Source organism: Shewanella sp. 492 (genome assembly GCF_059338445.1).
Genome location: NZ_CM181702.1, coordinates 3,407,988 through 3,429,240, shown reverse-complemented (window position 1 = coordinate 3,429,240; position 21,253 = coordinate 3,407,988). Strand labels below are relative to the sequence as shown.

20 protein-coding genes and 1 pseudogene are annotated in these 21,253 nt (G+C 48.2%); 9 read left to right on the top strand and 12 right to left on the bottom strand.

Annotated features, from left to right (window positions below):
• Positions 1-8 precede the first annotated feature (8 nt).
• From AC5YBX_RS15100 to AC5YBX_RS15075, 6 genes and pseudogenes are all read right to left on the bottom strand, one after another.
• Positions 9-356: a hypothetical protein gene (locus AC5YBX_RS15100; protein ID WP_475514950.1), complete on the bottom strand. Its 348-nt coding sequence runs from the start codon at positions 354-356 to the stop codon at positions 9-11.
• Between the two features lie 46 nt (positions 357-402).
• The gene (locus tag AC5YBX_RS15095) at positions 403-738 is read right to left on the bottom strand and encodes a hypothetical protein (protein ID WP_494520830.1); all 336 of its coding nucleotides are present in this window, start codon (positions 736-738) and stop codon (positions 403-405) included.
• A 134-nt stretch (positions 739-872) separates the two neighbouring features.
• The gene (locus AC5YBX_RS15090) at positions 873-1,280 is read right to left on the bottom strand and encodes a c-type cytochrome domain-containing protein (RefSeq protein WP_475514948.1); all 408 of its coding nucleotides are present in this window, start codon (positions 1,278-1,280) and stop codon (positions 873-875) included.
• Positions 1,281-1,451: 171 nt separating this feature from the next.
• Positions 1,452-1,673 (bottom strand): annotated as a pseudogene (locus AC5YBX_RS15085) (efflux RND transporter permease subunit); the annotation flags it as partial.
• 244 nt (positions 1,674-1,917) lie between these two features.
• The gene (locus tag AC5YBX_RS15080) at positions 1,918-2,577 is read right to left on the bottom strand and encodes a Qnr family pentapeptide repeat protein (RefSeq protein WP_494520831.1); all 660 of its coding nucleotides are present in this window, start codon (positions 2,575-2,577) and stop codon (positions 1,918-1,920) included.
• Between the two features lie 31 nt (positions 2,578-2,608).
• Complete coding sequence (locus AC5YBX_RS15075; protein WP_494520832.1) at positions 2,609-3,976, bottom strand: MATE family efflux transporter; 1,368 nt, start codon at positions 3,974-3,976, stop codon at positions 2,609-2,611.
• 225 nt (positions 3,977-4,201) lie between these two features.
• On the opposite strand from AC5YBX_RS15075, the gene AC5YBX_RS15070 reads away from it, so the two are divergent.
• The 3 genes from AC5YBX_RS15070 (at position 4,202) to AC5YBX_RS15060 (ending at position 7,182) form a co-directional block, all read left to right on the top strand.
• A complete protein-coding gene (locus AC5YBX_RS15070; protein ID WP_110457094.1) occupies positions 4,202-4,492 on the top strand; it encodes a co-chaperone GroES in 291 nt (96 codons plus the stop codon).
• Positions 4,493-4,548: 56 nt separating this feature from the next.
• Positions 4,549-6,186 carry a chaperonin GroEL gene (groL, locus tag AC5YBX_RS15065; RefSeq protein ID WP_494523958.1) on the top strand — a complete coding sequence of 546 codons (1,638 nt, stop codon included), beginning with the start codon at positions 4,549-4,551 and terminating at the stop codon, positions 6,184-6,186.
• A 483-nt stretch (positions 6,187-6,669) separates the two neighbouring features.
• Positions 6,670-7,182 (top strand): Sbal_3080 family lipoprotein, encoded by a 513-nt coding sequence (locus AC5YBX_RS15060; protein WP_494520834.1) that lies wholly within the window; start codon positions 6,670-6,672, stop codon positions 7,180-7,182.
• An 86-nt stretch (positions 7,183-7,268) separates the two neighbouring features.
• On the opposite strand, the gene AC5YBX_RS15055 is transcribed toward AC5YBX_RS15060, so the two are convergent.
• On the bottom strand, positions 7,269-7,847 hold the full coding sequence (locus AC5YBX_RS15055; protein ID WP_494520835.1) for an excalibur calcium-binding domain-containing protein: 579 nt from the start codon (positions 7,845-7,847) through the stop codon (positions 7,269-7,271).
• A 617-nt stretch (positions 7,848-8,464) separates the two neighbouring features.
• Here AC5YBX_RS15055 and AC5YBX_RS15050 point away from each other — a divergent pair.
• The 5 genes from AC5YBX_RS15050 to AC5YBX_RS15030 all read left to right on the top strand — a co-directional run bounded on the left by AC5YBX_RS15050 (position 8,465) and on the right by AC5YBX_RS15030 (position 15,848).
• Complete coding sequence (locus AC5YBX_RS15050) at positions 8,465-10,084, top strand: BCCT family transporter (protein WP_494523957.1); 1,620 nt, start codon at positions 8,465-8,467, stop codon at positions 10,082-10,084.
• A 182-nt stretch (positions 10,085-10,266) separates the two neighbouring features.
• Complete coding sequence (locus AC5YBX_RS15045) at positions 10,267-10,671, top strand: hypothetical protein (protein ID WP_494523956.1); 405 nt, start codon at positions 10,267-10,269, stop codon at positions 10,669-10,671.
• A 241-nt stretch (positions 10,672-10,912) separates the two neighbouring features.
• Complete coding sequence (gene gdhA / locus AC5YBX_RS15040) at positions 10,913-12,256, top strand: NADP-specific glutamate dehydrogenase (protein WP_494520838.1); 1,344 nt, start codon at positions 10,913-10,915, stop codon at positions 12,254-12,256.
• Positions 12,257-12,437: 181 nt separating this feature from the next.
• A complete protein-coding gene (locus AC5YBX_RS15035) occupies positions 12,438-13,526 on the top strand; it encodes a linear amide C-N hydrolase (protein ID WP_494520839.1) in 1,089 nt (362 codons plus the stop codon).
• A gap of 294 nt (positions 13,527-13,820) precedes the next feature.
• Positions 13,821-15,848 (top strand): S9 family peptidase, encoded by a 2,028-nt coding sequence (locus AC5YBX_RS15030; protein ID WP_494523955.1) that lies wholly within the window; start codon positions 13,821-13,823, stop codon positions 15,846-15,848.
• A 135-nt stretch (positions 15,849-15,983) separates the two neighbouring features.
• On the opposite strand, the gene AC5YBX_RS15025 is transcribed toward AC5YBX_RS15030, so the two are convergent.
• Positions 15,984-16,235 (bottom strand): DUF2999 family protein, encoded by a 252-nt coding sequence (locus AC5YBX_RS15025; RefSeq protein ID WP_494520841.1) that lies wholly within the window; start codon positions 16,233-16,235, stop codon positions 15,984-15,986.
• Positions 16,236-16,406: 171 nt separating this feature from the next.
• Between AC5YBX_RS15025 and AC5YBX_RS15020 the strand changes: the two genes are divergently transcribed.
• Positions 16,407-16,847 (top strand): hypothetical protein, encoded by a 441-nt coding sequence (locus tag AC5YBX_RS15020; protein ID WP_494520842.1) that lies wholly within the window; start codon positions 16,407-16,409, stop codon positions 16,845-16,847.
• Positions 16,848-16,912: 65 nt separating this feature from the next.
• On the opposite strand, the gene AC5YBX_RS15015 is transcribed toward AC5YBX_RS15020, so the two are convergent.
• The 4 genes from AC5YBX_RS15015 to serA form a co-directional block, all read right to left on the bottom strand.
• Positions 16,913-17,650, bottom strand: a complete 738-nt coding sequence (locus AC5YBX_RS15015; protein WP_494520843.1) for a sulfite exporter TauE/SafE family protein — start codon at positions 17,648-17,650, stop codon at positions 16,913-16,915.
• Between the two features lie 149 nt (positions 17,651-17,799).
• The gene (locus AC5YBX_RS15010) at positions 17,800-18,633 is read right to left on the bottom strand and encodes a substrate-binding periplasmic protein (RefSeq protein WP_494523954.1); all 834 of its coding nucleotides are present in this window, start codon (positions 18,631-18,633) and stop codon (positions 17,800-17,802) included.
• A 254-nt stretch (positions 18,634-18,887) separates the two neighbouring features.
• The gene (gene ygfZ, locus AC5YBX_RS15005) at positions 18,888-19,856 is read right to left on the bottom strand and encodes a tRNA-modifying protein YgfZ (RefSeq protein ID WP_494523953.1); all 969 of its coding nucleotides are present in this window, start codon (positions 19,854-19,856) and stop codon (positions 18,888-18,890) included.
• 152 nt (positions 19,857-20,008) lie between these two features.
• Entirely contained in the window at positions 20,009-21,238 is a 1,230-nt protein-coding gene (serA, locus tag AC5YBX_RS15000; protein ID WP_475514929.1) for a phosphoglycerate dehydrogenase, read from the bottom strand.
• Positions 21,239-21,253: the final 15 nt, after the last annotated feature.

The following is a 21,253-nucleotide window of genomic DNA, read 5'->3' as shown; positions in this document are numbered from 1 at the left end:
TTAGCGACTTATTTAGCTTGGGGCAGGTTTTTTCCGATGCGATATGCGTCAATCACGCCTATAAACCAGCTTATGACAAAGGCGAGGGTCGCCAAGGTAATAGCTATATCGTCACCATGGGCACCGGCTTGATTTATCTCTTGAAAAATCACCCCAAAATCCAGCGGTAGTTCTCCCGATAAAATGCGATCACTTATGGCTTGTGCCCGCTCAACGGCGCGGTAAAGCAGATACACCAGCCCAGATAAGCTCACAACGGACAGCAGTGTGCCTGTGTTATAGCGCTTTAAATAAAAGTGGCCACTGCCAGGGCAGACAAAGGCTGACATTAGGGCGGCAATAACAGCGTTATTCATGTTGTTCTCTTTTTTGGGGGGATTAACTAACCCGAGCTCAGGTTAACTATTCTAAGTCGATACGTCTAAGGCTGATTTTTAAGTGTTTGGCTTTGTTCACTAGCATAGGATCGGCATTGTCACCCTGCGCCGCCAGTTGGCTTTCTACACCCGTTAGCTCTTGTACTATCCAGCCGCGGATCATCACATAATAGCGCGAATCTGTACCATAGCGAACAAGGGTTTCAACCGATGTCAAAGAGGGCGAGTCTATTGCGTTCGCAATCGATTGCACCATGATCCCAAGCTGTTGTTGTGTCTGTTGTTGGTGCTGCAAGCTACCTTCACACCCCCACGCCACATTAATGCTTAAGGTTAATATCAGGAGTAATACAGATTTCATCATGATTCCTTATTGGCGCGGACATGCCGAATCTACCCTAAAGCAAGAGCTGAAGATAGTGCAGTATTGTCGAGCGAAGATAGGCCACTTGATACGAATAGGTATTAGGTGTTATCAGTGGCCTAGATTTGAAGTTAGTTGTTATTGGCTCCTTGATCTATCCAATTTTTAATAACCTCAATTTGCTCCGTTGTTAATGCTCTACCTTCTCCTTGGGCCAACTTGTTGTCATGGTGGGGTGGCATCTGGATTTTAGTATCGACAAGGTGGTTAATGACTAAATAGAGCGAACTGGATACGGCACTTCCAGGCACGACAACAGGGCCAAGCTTTGTGCCTTGCATGACTGATTCATAGTTGTCTAGTGCCAGCTTAGTTTGGGTTACGCCTTCACCTGAGCCTGAGTGGCAGCTAATACAAGCGTTGTTCAAAATAGGTTGAACCTGAGATGAAAAACTGACAGGACGTTCACAGCCTAATACGAACACAGATACGACAGCGGTGAGTGCTAGGCGAAATTTGAGGGGGCGATCACTACACATAACATCCTCCAGTAGCCTTGGTAACGATACGTTTTAAGTATAGCTCTCTGAAGCTGGAGTGGGGTTAATGAATGACACTCGTGAGTTGTGTATCGTCATCGTAAATTTTGCTTGCCGTTATAGGAAGCCCAGCTCCTATCGAACTGGGCGCGCTGGGAAGGGTTGTTAGGATTAATTTTGTGTTAGCGACCTCCCGTTATTTTCTGGGTAGACGATGCCAAATAACAAGGTGTAGGTCACTGGTAATACGATTAGTGTTAACACAGACGCAAAGCCAAGACCAAAGATAATGGTGATCGCCATCGAACCGAAGAAGGCGTGCGATAATAGAGGTATCATCCCCAGCATCGTAGTGATAGCCGCCATCAATACGGGTCTGACACGACTGATCGCCAGAAGAGTTACCCAAGCACAATTCAATTCTGTTTCGCTACCCCAATGGTCGCATTTTTAACGAGGTGCCGTTTAGTAAAGAGAAAACCCTATCGGTGACCGGCAACTTGTGTGTGAACAGTTTGGACACCTGTTTAGAGGCGGCGTTAGAAGCGTGTATTCAAATGGTGCCTGCGATCGCGAAGCCAAAACCAAAGGTGCCATCAAGCCTCTGATCTAAAACATGATCTTGGATATAGCATTGTTAATCAGCCGTCACGATCAGGCCAAAGGGCGCAAGCAACTGTTCTTGCTGGCATGGGTTGATGATCACCCCTTCTAGCGGCACTATTCTGGGGTCGAGGCCATCCAGCTCCACGCGGGTAAGATTAGCGCCGCGCAGATCAAAGCTGCCCCATTGCTCGGCAGAAAACTCACCACCGCTCAAATCGGCGCCGCGCATCGAGGCGCCGTTTAAATTCGCGCCGCGCCAGCGGTTATCAAATAGCTCACACTCTTCGAGCAGTACACCATCAAAATTGCTATAGGCCAGATTGCAGCCCGTGATATAGCCACTGCAGAAGTAGCTTTTCTGGGTGATGTAATTGGTAAAACTGGCGCGATGAAAGTCGGCTCCCTGCAGGTTACTGTCACGATACTCAGCGCCAAAACAGCGGCTGCCTCTAAACAGACTCATGCTTAAGTTGCATTGTTTAAAATTGGCATTGGTCAGGGTGGCGTAACTAAAATCACAGCCAAGTAGGTCGCCACTTTCCACAAACTGACAGCGCTCAAGCAGGCAATCGCTAAGATCAGCATGGTTAAAGCGGCAGCGATAGAAGTGGCAATCTTGATAGTGCTGTGCTTGTAAATCTTCGCCGCTAAAATCGTGCTCGATAAACCATTGCTCGCAGATTGTCGTCATTGTATCTCCTAGCCAGTAGGCTGACTGAGCATTAATTTGGGGTGGGAATATTTTTCGCCTGACTTTTAACGGGTTCGGTGATCTGGCGCGCCAAAATATAACAGGCGATCCCCATGATGGCATTGGTAATGGGTAATGCCAGCAATAACCCTTTTACGCCACCTAAATAAGAGCCTACTGCCGCAAAGGGTAGCAGCAACACAAATAGGCGGCACAGGTTAAGCAACAGCGAGCTCATCGGTCTGTGGTAGGCATTGAGCGTGGTGGCGGTTAAAATGACCATTCCCAGCGGGCCATAGGCGGCGGGCAGGGCGATAATATAAAAAGTCAGCCATTCAATAACTTGTGGGTCGCTGCTAAACAACTGCGCAATGGGAGTGGCCAAAAACAGCAGCGGTAAATAGAGTAAGGTTTGAAACACCAGCACAAATTTAAGCGATAACAGTAGCGCTTCACGTGCCCGCTCCCGTTGGCCAGCGCCTAAGTTTTGCGCCACAAACGGTACTAGGCTCGATGACAGTGCCATTACCGCAATTAACAGTACCGACTCTAATCGCGTGCCCGCGCCAAAGGCGGCCACGGCGCTATGGTCGATACGCGCTAGCATCGCCATAATCAGCGCATTGGCGACCGGGTTAAGCAGGTTCATCAGCGCCGCTGGCTGAGCAATATGCGCCAGTTGTTTCCAGTTTAGGCGCATGCGAGCTATGTTTAACTCGGCAAATTCAACCAAATTACGTTTGATGATAAGTAGATAGCCCGATAGCGACAGCGCCACTATCCACGACACTAAGGTCGCAATCGCCGCGCCTTGTATTTCTAAGCGTGGAAATGGCCCTAGGCCGAAGATCAGCAGCGGATCGAGGATCAGGTTGATTAATGCCGCCAGCGCCATTATTTTAGCCGGAGATTTGGTATCACCTGTGGCGCGCAGTCCTTGATTGCCCACCATTAATAGCACTAGCAGTGGTGCGCCTAAGTACCACAAAAACATATAGTCGCGAATAAGCGGTAGGCTGGAGTCATTAGCGCCAAGCAAGGTAAACAGCGGCCCGATACACAGGCTGCCCACTAAGGATACCGCGGCGATTAACCAGAAAGTAAGCATTAAGGCATCGTGCAAAAACACCTTGGCTTTATGGCTGTTACCGCTGCCAATTAGGCGGCCTAAATTGGTCGACACCCCAGCACCAATGCCGATGGCGATACTGGAAATGACTAAGGTGACCGGAAAGGTAAAACTGATCGCCGCTAGGGCTTCTGTGCCTAACTGGCTGATAAAAAAGGTGTCCACCAGACTAAACCCCAGAATGGTTAAGATACCAATCAGGTTCGGGAGGCTCATATTTAGCAGTACACGACCGATAGGCTGGCTGAGCAGCCCGTGTCTGTCTCTCATTACGATGGATTGCCTAGATTACAGAAGGAGGGCAATTCTAGCAGGATTGACCGATTTTTAATAAAACCCAGTTAAAAAAATCAGATTTTTTTTTGTAAAGCCCTTGGATCTTGTCACACCTACCCCCATATAACCAATCATCACTCGGCATAACTACTTTGTGTCGTCTTTATTTGTAAACCGCCAACGTTTGTTGGGCAAGAAAATCATTAGGAGAGTCCATAGATGAATATTCGTCCATTACATGACCGTGTCATCGTTAAGCGTTCAGAAGTTGAAGCAAAATCCGCCGGTGGCATCGTACTAACAGGTAGTGCAGCCGAGCAATCAACTCGCGGTGTTGTACTTGCAGTAGGCAATGGCCGAATTCTTGAAAACGGTACTGTTCAGCCACTTGACGTAAAAGTCGGCGACACAGTTATTTTCAACGAAGGTTATGGCGTGAAAAAAGAGAAGATCGACGGCGAAGAAGTCTTGATCCTATCTGAAGCAGATTTAATGGCTGTAGTGGAATAATCCACTAAGTTACTCACTATCCCAGTTAAACAAAAATTTTATTAAAGGATATTAACATGGCAGCTAAAGAAGTACTTTTTGGTAATGACGCACGCGTAAAAATGCTAGCCGGCGTAAACGTACTAGCTAACGCAGTTAAAGTGACCCTAGGCCCTAAAGGTCGTAACGTTGTTTTAGATAAGAGCTTCGGTTCACCACTTATCACTAAAGACGGTGTGTCAGTAGCAAAAGAGATCGAACTAGAAGACAAGTTCGAAAACATGGGCGCACAAATGGTGAAAGAAGTTGCTTCTAAAGCCAACGATGCTGCCGGTGACGGTACCACCACTGCAACAGTACTAGCGCAAGCGATTGTCACTGAAGGCCTAAAAGCCGTTGCAGCGGGCATGAACCCAATGGATCTTAAGCGTGGTATCGACAAAGCAGTTATCGCTGCCGTTGCCGAGCTTAAAAACCTATCTCAAGAGTGCAGCGACACTAAAGCGATTGCACAAGTAGGTACCATCTCTGCTAACTCTGACGAGTCAATCGGTGAAATCATCGCAACAGCGATGGAGCGCGTAGGTAAAGAAGGCGTTATCACTGTTGAAGAAGGTCAAGCACTCGAAAACGAACTTGACGTCGTTGAAGGTATGCAGTTCGACCGTGGCTACCTATCTCCATACTTCATCAACAAGCCAGAAACTGGCAGTGTAGAGCTAGAAAGCCCATACATCTTGTTGGTTGATAAGAAGATCTCTAACATCCGTGAATTGCTACCTATCCTTGAAGGTCTAGCTAAAACGGGTAAGCCTCTGCTTATCGTTGCAGAAGATGTTGAAGGCGAAGCACTAGCCACACTAGTTGTAAACAACATGCGCGGTATCGTTAAAGTGGCTGCGGTTAAAGCACCAGGCTTTGGCGACCGTCGTAAAGCAATGCTACAAGATATCGCTATCCTAACTGGCGGTACTGTGATTGCTGAAGAGATTGGCCTAGAGCTTGAAAAAGCCACCCTAGAAGACCTAGGTACAGCTAAGCGCGTTGTTATCACTAAAGATGACACCACCATTATCGACGGTAACGGTGAGCAAGAGCAGATCCAAGCTCGCGTAGCACAAATTAAAGTTCAAGCTGAAGAATCAACTTCTGACTACGACAAAGAGAAACTACAAGAGCGCATGGCTAAATTGGCCGGCGGTGTTGCAGTGATCAAAGTGGGCGCAGCCACTGAAGTTGAAATGAAAGAGAAAAAAGCCCGCGTAGAAGATGCCCTACACGCGACTCGCGCCGCTGTTGAAGAAGGCGTAGTTGCAGGTGGTGGTGTTGCACTAGTACGTGTTGCTAGCAAGATTGGCGACGTAGAAGTGGCTAACGAAGACCAAAAACACGGTGTGGTTATCGCCCTACGTGCTATGGAAGCGCCACTACGTCAAATCGCGACTAACGCAGGTGAAGAAGCGTCAGTTGTGGCTAACAACGTGAAAAACGGTACTGGTAACTACGGTTACAACGCAGGTAACGACACTTACGGTGACATGCTAGAGATGGGTATTCTTGACCCAACTAAAGTAACTCGTAGTGCGCTACAGTTTGCGTCATCTATCGCAGGCCTAATGATCACCACCGAAGCTATGGTTGGCGAATTGCCACAAGACGCTGGTGCTGACATGGGCGGCATGGGTGGAATGGGCGGTATGGGCGGCATGATGTGATCCTAGCTGGTTAAAATCGTCTATAGCGGCGTTATCTTGCCACTCGTTTAAGAGAACTAAACGTCGTGGCAAGAAGCCTTGCTCTAAAACGATTTTTCCTGCGCTAGAACATCTGTTCCATAGGCCTGAGTTCTTAGTTCGCTAAGAATTACACCTAAAAAGAAACCCCGATACTTTTAACCGTATCGGGGTTTTGTTTTATGTGCTTATTGCAAACTTCGTTTGATGAAAAGTTGTGGCGCTTCGCTCTCTATTGGTATAAAGGTGGGTTGACGCCCAATGAGCTAGAACCTTTGTTCTGGTTAAACTTTAAGGTGGTGGGCAATTTTAGTTGGCCACGACACACAGTTTGACCATACCTGTATGGGGATAGCTAATCGTTTGTATATTGTTGAAGTCAGGTTATCATTGTAACTACCTAAATAGATGAATAATTATATACTTGGTGGTGTAAACCCCCTCGTAACCTAAAGAGACATTCACATGAGAAAAATAATACTGGCTTTGGTTTTGATTGCTGTTACAGGGTGTTCAAGCAATGGTCTAACAACGCTGAAGCAAATGGATCCTAACTTTGACAAAGAAATCGTGATGACAAACGATCCTGATCAAACCGCAAAAGTTAGGAGCATTGTTACTAATTGGATGGTCGATAATGGTTACAATGTATCTAAGGTAACAGCAAGCCCAAATGCTCAGTTAGACGATGATCAAGTGATGTTTGAATTCAATGCTAACTGGTGGTGGGACATGGCAACTTACATGCGTTACGTAAACTTAGATGTTACTGATAGTAAAGGAAGGAAAGTGGCTGAACTTGATTTCGATTCAGTAAGGTATGGTGGTATTGATAAATTTGGAAATGCAGAAGCAAGATTAAATCTAATTATGGAAGTGTTTTTCCAAAAGATTTCAGTACAAGATGCTGAACGTCAATTAGAGCATGGTAAAGATAGAAGTACTAAATTAGCACCGACCTGTGCTTACGACTGCTAGCAAATGATGGTTAGGCAAATTGCTTTGCTACCATCGAGTCTGTAAAGCTTTCTGTGTAAAAAAATACGGGTGGTTTTTAACCACCACTAATTACACCATTGCCTTTCGCAGGGGACGCCATCATTGTTGCCGTCCATCTGGGTATTGGGGCAGTACTTGTTGTAAAACATCGCTTCATCACAGGATCGCATGTGGCTGCAATGGGTTTTGCCTGCTTCACAGCGGAAGTTCTGTACTGGGTTGAACTGCATCTGTTCGACATCTTGGTTGGTGAGTACTGGCGTTGCGGTCAGCTCTTCGTATTTTTTAAAGCCAAATATGCCAAGGCCGAGTACGACTAAAAGCGGGAGCAGCAATCCGCTTGATGATTTACGTTTGTGCTGGCTATTGTACTGGTCATTGTGGTGGCCATTACGTTTGTTATCGCGGAGGTTTGGACTGGCGGCGACAATTGCCACACCTTCAATATTGGCTTTTATTGCCTTGATCTTGCCGTCACTCTGCAACTCAGAGAAATAGTTGATTTGGTCGCCAACACCGGGCTTTCTCGCCATCTGCTTTAATGCCGAGATATGAATAAACACATCTTGAGCATTGGCTGTATCTGGCTTGATAAACCCGAAGCCTTTTTCACTGTTCCAGCGAACGAGAGTTCCTTTTTCCATGCTATTCAAGTTCTGTTCCTTAGATCATCTTCTGGCTGAAGCTGAATTCTTGGCCGTGTAATGTGTTGGTTTCTTGTCTTTTGTGCACTCGCGTATTCTTGCTGTTGGCCAGCAATCGCTTGGGGGGATTGCGCGTTTTGCCGTGATTTGGTTTTTAGAATCATTTATCAATAGCATCCATTCTCTGCTTAATTCTTTCGTTAGGTAAGAGCTAGCAGTCTGATAAAAATGAGCTTTATAATACATAGCCTTAGTATAAAAAAGCTACTGTAAATTAATCGGTTTCTCTCTCATCGAACATAAATCATCGTATCTAAAATAAGTGAGTCGCTCGATAACTGGGAGAAAGCCAAGGCGTTGTGCATTTTGATTTCATCTAACCGTTAACAAGGCTGTAACCCTTGCTGCACATGGAGTTGGGCTGTTGTCTTATTACTCACCTTGGTTTTATTTCACGCTGAAATGTGTTAGAATACCGCCCTTTTTTGCAGCCTCAGCCTTTACAACGTCATTAACTTGGCTTTGCAAAAGACGAGGAAAACACACCGGCTCAGCTCAAACTATGTGGCGCTTAACAGGCTCATTAAATAGCTGACGATGATAAAAGTGAACTCTTAATGTCAAATTTGACACAATCTGTTGCCCGTAAATCAACAGATGAAAACTACCTTGCGGCCCATCCCCCCGAACGAACTGATACACCAACTACGCTAAACGCCTTCTCCAGCCCTGTACTCTGGTTAAGTGGCGGCTTTCTTGTACTCTTCGTTCTGCTTGCTGTTTTCGATACTCCGACCCTGTCCAGCGTCGTTCAAACTGGCTTTTCAAAAGTCACTCAATGGTTTGGCCCCTTTTGGCAAGTGCTGTTGCTGGCTAACTTTATTATTGGTCTCTATTTAGCGTTTGCCCGAACTGGCGACGTTAAGCTGGGTAATCGCACGACGCCTGAAATGGATACCTTTAAATGGTTGTCGATTGTGCTATGCACCCTATTAGCCGGTGGTGGCGTTTTTTGGGCGGCCGCCGAGCCTATCGCTCATTTTGTTTCCGCGCCCCCTTTTTACGGTGAAGCGCAAGGGCGCAGACTGGCGATCAATGCCTTGTCGCAATCCTTCCTTCATTGGGGGTTCCTGGCTTGGGCGATCCTCGGTAGCTTAGGGGCTATCGTTTTGATGCACCTGCATTATGACAAGGGCTTGCCACTGCAACCGCGTACTTTGCTGTATCCCATTTTTGGCGATAAAGCCCTTAATGGTTGGATTGGCACCTTAACCGACACCTTTTGTATTATTGCGGTAGCAGCAGGCACCATTGGCCCTATTGGTTTTCTTGGCTTGCAAATTAGTTACGCCCTTAATGCGCTGTTTGGTGTGCAAGATACGCTCATCACTCAAAGTTTGGTGGTGCTGTTTGCCATTGCTATGTATACCTTGTCGGCGTTAAGTGGTCTTAGCCGCGGTATTCAACTGGTGAGTCGCTATAATATTTTACTGGCCGCCGCGCTTATTATTTTCATTCTATTATTTGGCCCTACCAGCTTTATTATTGATGGCTATATGCAGGGCGTGGCGCGAATGGTCAATAACTTTGTTCCTATGTCGCTTTATCGAGGTGATAGCAACTGGCTTAGTTGGTGGACGGTGTTTTTCTGGGGCTGGTTTATTGGTTATGGCCCTATGATGGCGATCTTCATTGCGCGTATTTCTCGTGGGCGTACCATTCGCCAAATGATCTTATCCATCTCGATTATTGCCCCGTTGATCACCTGCTTTTGGTTTAGCATTGTCGGGGGCTCGGGGCTGGCGTTTGAACTGGCTGAGCCCGGTATTATCTCTGCGGCATTTGAGGGCGGCAATTTACCCGGGGCCTTGCTGGCGATAACCTCACAACTGCCGATGCCATCAGTCACTGCGATACTGTTTTTGATCCTTACCACCACTTTTATCGTCACTACGGGTGATTCGATGACTTATACCATTAGTGTGGTAGTGACGGGCTCTACCGAGCCGAGTGGGGCCATGCGTGCGTTTTGGGGACTGTTAATGGGGCTGGTTGCTATCGCATTGATCTCAATGGGCTCAGGTGGGATCTCCGCCTTACAATCCTTTATCGTGATCACCGCTGTGCCAGTGTCATTCGTGTTGTTACCTTCACTATGGCAAGCGCCCAAGATGGCTAAAGCGATGGCGGAACAGCAATTTGGTAAAGCAGCTCTTGTTCCTGCAAAGGTAAGTTAAGCGAGTTAGTTGAGTTTCTAATCTTTTGTATAAAGCCCCGCAACTTCACGGTAGCGGGGCTTTATTGTTTTTAAGGGGGCGAGGTTGCCAGGCCTGCACACTTTTAATCTCCACCTCAGGTTGTGTGATTACACTTAATGGCTCAATTATCTATTTGACCGTTTACAGAGGACATGACCAGCATGGATACACAGAATTTACCATCGACTAGCCGTAAGCCTTGGGTTGTCATTGGGGTTATCGCCTCTATCGTGGCACTGCTTTGGCTGTTGTTAACTATTATGCCTAAAGGGTTTAAGACGACCCATGAGCAGATAGGCACAGGCAAGCCAGCATTGGTGTTTGTCTATGATCCCAATCTTGCATCGAGCAATAGCCAGACTGAGCAGATGAATGAAGCGCGTGCTCATCTTGGTGATAACGTATTGTTTCTTTTGGCTAGAACGGGAACCCCAGAGGGCGAGCAACTGATCGCCAAACATCGCGCAGGCCCGGCTGAGTTGTTGCTGTTTGATGCTTCGGGCAACTTGGTCAAAAGACAATTTGGGGTGGTTAGCGCGAACGAATTAATGCAGTGGATGCGATAATAAAGTGCTAATTAAGTAGAGGTGATTAGCGATTTATCATTTTTATCAGGAGTTAATTGAAGAATTATTAGTAAAGCGACAGAGCGTGCGACTTTTTTGAGGAAAGTCGCAGGATAAGTAGTGTGTTGTATTTATTAACCATCAATTCCTGTTATAAATATTAGCCACTACAATCTGTAGGTTTGGGTTGGTATTCCAAGCCGTTGCAATCTTAATTTTTTGTGTACCTTGGAGCACCAAAATGAGCGCTGACATCACTCTTGAACATTTTCTGTCAACCGTTGCCGAGCGTAACCCTAATCAACCTGAGTTTTTGCAGGCGGTAACAGAGGTGTTAACCTCCATCTGGCCTTTTTTGGCGGCGCACCCAGAATATTTAGATGCCGGAATTGTAGAGCGTTTGGTTGAGCCCGAGCGGGTGATCCAGTTTCGGGTTGCGTGGGTCGATGATCAAGGCAAGGTACAGATTAACCGTGCCTATAGGGTGCAGCACAGCTCGGCTATTGGCCCTTTTAAAGGCGGCATGCGTTTTCATCCCTCTGTCACTCCGTCAGTGCTTAAGTTTTTGGCTTTTGAGCAAACCTTCAAAAACGCCCTCACTACATTGCCCATGGGGGGGGGGAAGGGCGGTAGCGACTTTGACCCCAAAGGCAAGAGTGAAGCCGAAGTCATGCGTTTTTGTCAGGCATTAATGCTTGAGTTACATCGTTACTTGGGGGCAGACACAGATGTCCCCGCTGGTGATATTGGCGTCGGTGCACGTGAAGTGGGCTATATGAACGGCATGATGAAAAAGCTGACCAATAGTGCAGAGTGTGTGTTTACTGGCAAAGGGTTGTCTTTTGGTGGCAGCCTTATCCGTCCCGAGGCCACGGGTTACGGCCTACTTTACTTTGTCGAAGCCATGCTTAGAGTCAAAGGGACCACACTCGAAGGCAAAACCGTGTTGGTATCGGGCTCGGGTAACGTGGCGCAGTACGCCATTGAAAAGGCAATGGAGATGGGGGCTAAGGTGATCACTGCGTCTGACTCCGGTGGCGTAGTTGTCGATCCCGATGGTTTTACCCCAGAGAAACTCGCCAAGTTGATGGACGTTAAAAACCAGCGCCGTGGTCGGCTGGCAGATTACGCCCATGAGATGGAGCTAGAATATGTCACTGGCGGCAGCCCATGGAAGTTTGCTGCGGAGATCGCACTGCCTTGTGCAACGCAAAACGAACTCAACGCAGAGCATGCCCAACTGTTAATCGATAACGGTGTGCAACTGGTGGCCGAAGGAGCCAATATGCCGAGCACCGCTGAAGCCATCGCCTTGCTGCACGACGCCAAAGTGTTATTTGCTCCCGGCAAGGCGGCCAATGCGGGAGGGGTTGCCACCTCGGGCTTAGAGATGAGCCAAAACGCGCTGCGATTGAGTTGGACCCGTGAAGAGGTCGAAATGCGTCTGTGTGACATTATGTACGCTATTCACGATACCTGTGAGCGCTACGGTCGTGAAGATGACCATATTAACTATGAACTGGGCGCCAATGTTGCTGGTTTTGTTAAAGTGGCTGATGCCATGAAGGCACAAGGGGTTTATTGACCGAGTTCATTAGTCACCACGTGTAAATTAAAGAGCCTAGTGGCTCTTTTTTTGTCTTGGGCTATGCTAAGGCTGCATGAGCAGCGGCTTTGGCGCTTATTGGCATCGTCATAGGTGGGCTCGCGATGGGGCTTGATTGAGGGAATTTATCTTTGGCTTAACAAATTGACGGGATCACATTATGAACAAATCATTAGTTGCTTTAGTGCTAAGCGCCCTATGGAGTTATCAGGCGGGGGCGTGTACGGGCATCACCTTATCCACCGCAAACAATGAGCACATACAGGCTCGCACCATCGAATGGGGCGAAAGCGATCTCAATAGTAAGCTTATTGTATCGCCGCGCAATCACCTTTATACCTCGACGATGCCTAATCAAACAACGGGCTTAAGTTGGCAGAGCCAATATGGCTTTGCGGGCATATCGGTCAGTGATGACCGCTTTATCGCTGAAGGAGTTAATGAAAAAGGCTTAGCGGCCGGATTATTCTATTTTCCAAATTATGGCTCACTAGCCAAGTTCGATCCCAAGCAGACAGCAAACAACATCACCGACATGGATTTTGTGCGCTGGATGTTGAGTCAATTTGAGACCGTGGCCGAGGTCGAGGCGGCATTGGCTAATATAAAAATAGTGACCGTCTATTTTGATGAGCAAGGCAACCCATCTCCCACCGCGCATTGGCGAGTATCCGATAAGCAGGGCAATAGCATAGTGATTGAAATCATGGATCACGGCAAAATCAATATTCATAAAAACATCGCTAAGGTGCTGACGAACTCGCCCGATTATCCTTGGCAGGTGACTAATCTTAATAATTATATCAACCTTCATCCTGGTAGCAGCCCGGCGCAAAAAATTAATGATGTCACGGCGCAATCTTTTGGGGTGGGCTCCAATTTTGTGGGGTTACCTGGGGATGTCTCTCCACCATCGCGGTTTGTGCGTGCGGCGTTTTACGTTAATAGCGTGCCCAGATTAAACAGCGCCGAGCACGCGGTGTCGCAGGCTTTTCATATTTTGAATAACTTCGATATTCCAATTGGTAGCGAGTTTAACGATCCTGCACATATCCCAGACTTACCCAGTGCCACCCAGTGGACTTCGGTAATCGATCAAAGTAATGGCTTACTGTTTTATAAAACCATGCATGACAGCACGATTAAGCAGGTGGACTTAAACCAGCTGAATTTCTCTGCCAAGCAGGAGTTACAACTGCCACTAGATAACGGTCGTTTTAATTATCAACAGATGAGCGTCGGCCCATAGGGGGAAGGCCGCTTAGGTTATATCAGGGGCGGCGCGTTGTTGATCGCCTAATCGCATAACGCCTTAGCATGTTTGCTAGGGCGTTATTGTTTTTGGCGATTTCCTTGCCCTCGTTCTCGTGGCTGCCATGTTGCCGTTATCCCCTCTCAATGGCGACGTTGGTCGTTTAAGCTTGGCTTAAGCGTTAAGCCCGATCATGCAAGGTGATAAGCATAATGATAAAAGCTTGTGATTTTTGCTATCTTGTTATCGATCGCAAGCAATAAAATTAAAACAAATTGAAGGAGATAATGCGTGAAAAAAATCACCATGTTACTACTGTGCATCTTGATGCCGGTGGTAAGTGCGTTTGCTGAGCCCAGCAAACCCCTGTCGGTCGATGTGTTGTGGCAACTGAGCCGCATCGGTAACCCGACGATTTCACCAAATGGCCAATACATTATTGCGCCAGTGACCCAGTACGATGTGCCCGAAGATAAGGGCTCAACTCAGCTGTGGTTGTTTAATCAAGACGGTAAAAGTCAGCGTGCCATTACGGCTAAAGGGCTGCGCGTGAGTGAGCCGGTATTTTCGCCTGACAGCAGCACGCTCGCCTTCATCAGTCAGCGTGATAAAGATGAAGCAGGCCAAGTCTACTTGCTGCCACTCGATGGCCCAGGTGAAGCCCAGCGCTTGACCGAGGTGCCGACGGGAGTGTATGGCCTTAAATGGGTCGGCGAACACCTTTACTTTATTAGCTCAGTGTTTCCCGGTAAAAACTGGCAAGAGATGGCTGAGCAATTAACCGCAGATAAAGAGAATAAAGTCTCTGCACAGCAATGGAATGCGCTGCCCTATTCCAGCTTCGATCATTGGATTGATGAAGACCGCGAGGCACATGTTTTTCGGATAGCCGTCAAGGGCGGTAGCGTCGAGGCGGTGACTCAACCGTTAAATAAGCAACTACCACGCTCCTCACAAAGCGCGGCGAGTTACGATATTGACGTGAGTGAAGCTTGGATAGCCTTTAACGCCAATGGCTGGGACAACCAAGTTGATCCTAAAACCGATATTTTCCTCGCGAAAATTGGCAGTGGTAAAGCTGACAATATTACCGCTACTAATCAAGCGCCCGACACCAATCCAACCTTCAGCCCAGATGGCAAAACGCTCGCGTTTACTCGCCAGTCTATTAATGGGTTTTATGCCGATACTGCCAAGCTGATCTTGCTGGATCTTAAGCAGCGCAAGGAAAAAGTGTTAGCCGAGAACTGGGATCGCTCGGTGGCGCGCTTTGTCTGGACGCCAAACAGTAAAGGGTTTTATGCTGCCATCGATGATGCGGCGACGCGGCGCATTTTTTACATCAATGCCAGCAATGGCAAGGTTAACGCCATTACCGATGCCACCAATTTTAGCCAGCCTGCGATTGCCAATGACGGCACCTTAGTTGCGGCCAACGACAGCTTCCTGTTTCCGGCGCAGTTGGTCAGCATCAACCCTAAAAATGGTCACCGCACCCGACTGGATCATTTCAATGATGACATCTTAGCCGATGTCGATATGGGCACCTATGAGTCAGTGACTTATAAAGGCTATGATAATCAAGATATTCAGATGTGGGTGCATTACCCACCTGGGTTTGATCGCAGTAAAAAATATCCACTGATGATGTTAATTCATGGTGGGCCTCATAATGCGATTTCTGATGGCTTTCATTACCGCTGGAATGCGCAAACCTTCGCCTCTTGGGGCTATGTTACCGCGTGGCCTAACTTCCACGGCTCTAGCAGCTTTGGGCAAGACTTTGCCGACAGTATTAATCCCGATTGGAAAAACAAATCACTCGAAGATGTGCTCAAGGCAACCGAGTGGTTTAAGCAGCAGCCGTGGATAGATGATGAGCGGTTAGTGGCGGGTGGCGCCAGTTATGGCGGTTATTTAACGTCGATTATTTTGGGGCAAGAGCATCCATTTAAGGCCTTGTTAATCCACGCCGCGGTGTACAACATGTATTCGCAATTGGCGGCAGATTTTGCGGTACATAGTCCTCGTTTTGGCAATTACTGGGATAACCCAGAACTATACAAGGCGATTTCACCTCATTATGGCGCAGCCAACTTTAACACTCCCACCTTGGTTATCCATGGTCAGCTCGATTACCGCGTACCCGTGGGGCAAGGTTTCGAGTTGTTTAGAACGCTGCAGACCCGCGGCGTTGAGTCGCGGATGATCTATTTTCCCGATGAGAATCACTGGATCATGAAACCCAATAACTCCATCTATTGGTACAACCAAGTACAAGACTGGATGACTCGTTTTGCCGAGCCCGGGGCTAAGTAATAGGATAAATAGGCTTGCTTCGCTAGCGCGCTGCAAGTGATGTTACTTTGATTTATACAACAAAGGCTGCCTAACTAGGCAGCCTTTTGGCATCATTGGCGCTTAAGCTGAGTGTTAAGCGCAACCGATAATGACTTATTGTTGTAGCTGGGCTTTGGCCGCTTCAACTTTAGTGAAGTCGAGCCCTAGCTCGTCTACGGCTTCTTTGATCAAGGCGGGATTTTGCATCACCAGCGCCATCAACTGCTGTAGCTTTTCGGGGGCGATACCTAGCTGACCTATGGTGCCCATCGCCATGAGTGGGTTTTCGGTCAAGGTCTGAAACAGCTCATTGATCTTTTCGTCACTAACATTGTGTTCTTTTAAAATGGCAATAATTGGGTTCATGCTGCTGCCTTTGTGTAAGTGTAAAAATAAACAGGCGCTAATTTTATCACATATCGGCAGGCATAGTGGAATAGGGCAAGGAGCCTAAGGCTTAGGTTGCAATGCTGCGGCGTCGATTCTATGCTGGCAGTGGGTGATGTTTTCAATCTGTAGCATGAGTAAGGTGTAACCATGTCTGAGCAATTTATCTGTTGGCGATGCAAGCAGCCGTTAACGGCGGTGATTCTACCTATGTCGCGGCGTGAAGAGTGTTTGGCGTGTCATGCCGATCAGCACGTGTGTAAGATGTGCGTGTTCTTTCGCGATGCCGGCCGAGGCGAGTGCAGTGAGGAGCGCGCCGAGTGGTTGTCGGATCGTGAGCGGGCCAATTTTTGCGATTATTTTAAGCCGATAACGGCCTGCGCCGCTGAGCAAAGTGCAGCCCAGAGTGATAGTGATAACGCCAAGGCGCGGGCGCAGGCACAACTGGATGCGCTGTTAAATGATGAGTTGACCATCCCCACTAAGTCAGAAGATCGTCCTAAAGAGCAACTTAAAGATAAGCCTGAAGATAAGCCAATGAGCGCCGTTGAGCTTGCCGAGCAGCAACTGCGGGATCTATTGGGCGATTAACCTCTGCGTTAATGCGTGGGTTGGGCCGTTAACTTGCCTATGCTGATGTTCACCGTGGGTTAGCCCTACAAGGTGCTCCACAGCAGGCGCACACCGACTAACACCATCAAGGTTAAAATGATCTGTTTAAATAGGTGTTCACTGATCTTGTGTTGCAGGCGTAATCCCAATTTCACCCCTAGCCAAGCAATAGGAGCTAGCAGCATAGACACCCACAAATTCGTTAAGTTGATTTGTCCAAGCAGGCTATAAGGGATTAACTTGACCCCATTGACCACGGCAAAAAACATTACCGCCGTGGCGAGGTATTGGTTTTTCACTAAGCGCTGCGGCAGCAGATAGGCGTTTAACGGTGGCCCGCCAGCGTGGGCGACAAAGCTGGTAAAGCCGGCGATGGTGCCACAGATTCGACCAATAAAGGCAGACGGTTTATGCGCAAAACGGCCGCTGAGCAGCAAGCCATACAGCCCAAACCCCAGCGATATACCGCCTAAAATACGGCGCAGGTATTGCTCGTTTAAATGGTCAAACAGCAGATAGCCAACGACAATGCCGACAATAGCCGCGGGCAGTAAAATGGATAGCTGCCGAGCATTATGTTTACCCCACCACGAACGAACGCTCAAAATATCCATATAGATTAACAGTGGCAGCATCACCGCCGTGGCCGCCACTGGGCTCACTACCAAGGCCATTAACGGCACCGTCAGTCCGCCCGCGCCGCCGGCAAAGCCAGATTTTGAGATGCCGGTCATTAATACGGCGGGTATCGCAACGAGCCAAAATAATGGGTCTGTTAACACGTTCGCTCCTTGATATGCCATCGGCCGTCTATAGTGCCATTGAATGAAGCTTTCACAACGGATTTTTTACTCTGGCGTCAATTGAGTCATTGGCTTGAGAGCGAGCATTGAATGGCGCATCTAATGGGCGATGCGAGGTGCTGATGGGGTTAGCGCGCTGGGGCAGTTATGATATAGCTATCGATGATCCGCTGGTACTGGTCTTCTTGTTTGAGTTGACGCAGCTGCTCAGTAAATTGCAATTGAATCGCCAATGGCACTCTGCCTTTGGCAAAGGCGAGATAGGTTGGTACCACCTCTATTGGCACAGGCAGTATCTTCACCTGCTGCTGTAATCCCAACACATTAAGCTCATGCAATATCGACAGCCGCGGCCCGATGATAATATCGATGCGATGATGGGTGAGTTTTAAGATATTTTGCCGCTGATCGGACACCCGCTCGACCTTGGTAATCACACCGCTGTGTAGGGCTTGTTGCCAGCGTTTGCCATAGTGCGCAGCGCGCAGTACGCCAAAACGGTAGTGAGTGAGGCTGCTGAGGTCGCCATTAAACTCAATGTCGGCATCATGCCTCACAAATAAGCTCGTCACATCGTCGATAAGACTTTCGCCACTAAAGGTCAGCAGGGTTTGTCGTTGCGGTGTACTGACGATAGAAAAAATGGCATCGACTTTTTGCTGCTCGACCATTTTCATGGCGCGTGCAAACGGGTAGAGCTGGGTGTCGGTGGTGATCCCCATGCGGGCAAAGACTGTGTTAACTATGTCGCTAGCGATCCCTTTAACCACACCGTCCTCTTGGTATTCAAGCGGCGGCATACTCAAGGTGGCTAATGATAGCGGCGTATCGGCAGAGACTGATGCTGTCCATAAGCTAAGTGCTGCGGCAACGGCCTTAATATCACTGATACGCATGATGTACAGACTCCACTCACTGAGGTTAAATGAGAGTGAGTCGTCAAGGGCTGTCACTGTCATCATGGCCGCGGATTGTAGTAGAGGCGTATTACTCTCGCCCAACTTTTTGCACCGAATGTGACAGAGCTAACACTAAGGCGGCGCTTTATCATTTGGGCGTTGATATTCACTATGTTGTGTTATGGGCTAATGCCCATGGCTCCACAGTGGCGAGAGTGGGAGCTTTAAGGCCAGCGGCAGAGAGCGCTTGGATTTAACCGATACAAAAAAGGCGCTTAATGCGCCTTTTTGATCTTTATACTGAGTGACATTCGCAATTATTCGGCTTCTTCTAGCGAATAAGGAAGTGCTTGCAAGATCAGTTGTGAGGCTTCATCGCCTGCGATACGTAACTTGGCATCGAGCTGGGTATCGTTAGCCAATACCGCCGTCATTAGCACCTCTTGGCCGCGTTGTACCCACTCAATAATGGTGCCGGCGCGGCGATAAAGCGCATCTTCAAGGGCGATTTCAAGCTGGCTATCGGCCGTTAATGGGCTAGATACCGTGCCACTGACAATATACAAGGCACGCTTATTACCGCCACGGTATTTCATGCGGGCGATGGTTTCTTGCCCCATGTAACAGCCTTTATTAAAGCTGATGCCGTCGATGGCCTGCAGATTACACATTTGTGGCACAAATTGCCCTTGATGTGCGGCGCCAAGGTTGGGGTAACCCGCGGCGATTTCGAGCGCTTGCCATGCACTGGCATCATACACGGCTTGCGGCAACTGGCTTAGCAATGTGTCGGCTACGCTCTGCTTTAGCACGACAATATGACGGCCTGCATCATGTAAAATCACGCCATTATCGATTGGGGTCAGTTCGCTATTTAACGCGCCAAATTGCTGGCTTAACCAGTCAGTGGCTTGCTCGCCGCTGACACCAAGCAGTAGCCAGTCTGCACTAGCATCACTCAGCTCCGCCTTACTAAAAACCGCATATTTTTGCAGTTGCGGCAGATCCAATGCCAAGGTATCGCGAGGCATCATCATGATCAAGGTATCACCCATGGTGAAGGTTCTGAAGCTGGCCAGCATCTTACCTTTTGGATCGCAGTGAGCTCCCCAGCGCCATTGTTCAGCGCCCAGCGAGCTAATATCTGTGGTGACTTGGCCGTGGATAAAGCTGCGGCCTTGCTCACCCGTAACGGCAATTAAGCCTAGGTGATTAAGATGCGAAAAAAACAGCTCTGGGGATTGTCCGTTTAAAGGCCAGGTTGGCTGAGAAGTTGACACTGTCATGAGATAGTCCAAGAAATAAACGAATAAGAGCCACGATTGTACCGTTAATCATCGTTGGCGCAAAGGTGGTTAAGCGAAACTTACAGCAAACAATAAAGCCCCATGATGTTGATCATAGGGCTTTATTCATTTAAGTGCGTTACTCAAGGCTATCAGTGCAGTAAGCGTGCTCTGATGGTGCCTTCAATTGCCTTCATCTCTTCGAGGGCTTCGTCGGCTTGATCTGAGTTCACTTCCATTACCACGTAACCAATTTCAGCCGTGGTTTGCAGGTATTGGGCGGCGATGTTGATGCCTTTTTCTGCAAAAGCTTGGTTAATCTTGATTAAGATACCAGGACGGTTATGGTGAATGTGCAGCAGACGTGATGCATCTTTGTGCTGAGCCAGCGATACTTCAGGGAAGTTAACTGCGGTCATGGTTGAACCGTTATCAGAGTACTTGGCCAGTTTGCCAGCCACTTCGATGCCGATATTCTCTTGCGCTTCTTGGGTGCTACCGCCAACGTGTGGGGTTAACAACACATTGTCTAAACCGCGCAGTGGGCTGATAAACTCATCATCATTCGATTTAGGTTCAACCGGGAACACGTCGATAGCCGCTCCCGCAAGGCGCTCGCTACGAATTGCTTGAGCTAGGGCATCAATATCGACAACCGTGCCGCGCGAGGCGTTGATCAATATGCTGCCTTGGCGCATACAAGCAAGCTCTGCTTCGGCGATCATATCTTTGGTCTGTGGGGTTTCTGGCACATGCAGGCTCACTACATCGGCCAGCGCTAATAGCTGCTCAAGTGAGTGGATTTGCTGTGCATTACCCAGTGGCAATTTATCTTCGATATCGAAGAATACCACGCGCATACCTAAGGTCTCGGCCAAAATGCCCAGCTGAGTACCAATGTGGCCGTAGCCGATAACGCCTAAGGTTTTACCACGGGCTTCATAGCTGCCCGCGGCGCTTTTAAGCCAGCCGCCACGGTGGGCAATCGCATTACGCTGTGGAATGCCACGTAATAGCATGATGATCTCACCCAGTACCAACTCCGCGACGCTGCGCGTGTTAGAGAAAGGCGCGTTAAAAACCGGGATCCCCAGTTTTTCGGCCGTGGCGAGATCAACTTGATTGGTTCCGATACAGAAGCAACCAATGCTGACTAATTTATCAGCGTGCTTCAGTACGGTTTCGGTCAGTTGGGTACGGGAGCGAATACCGACGAAATGCGCATCTTTAATCGAGGCCAATAACTCCTCTTCTCCTAATGATGCCTTATGGTATTCAATGTTGCTGTAGCCGGCGCGTTTGAACACATCTACCGCAGATTGATGGACGCCTTCCAACAGTAGGATCTTAATTTTATCCTTGTCTAGCGAGTGTTTCGCCATGATTTGAGTACCCTC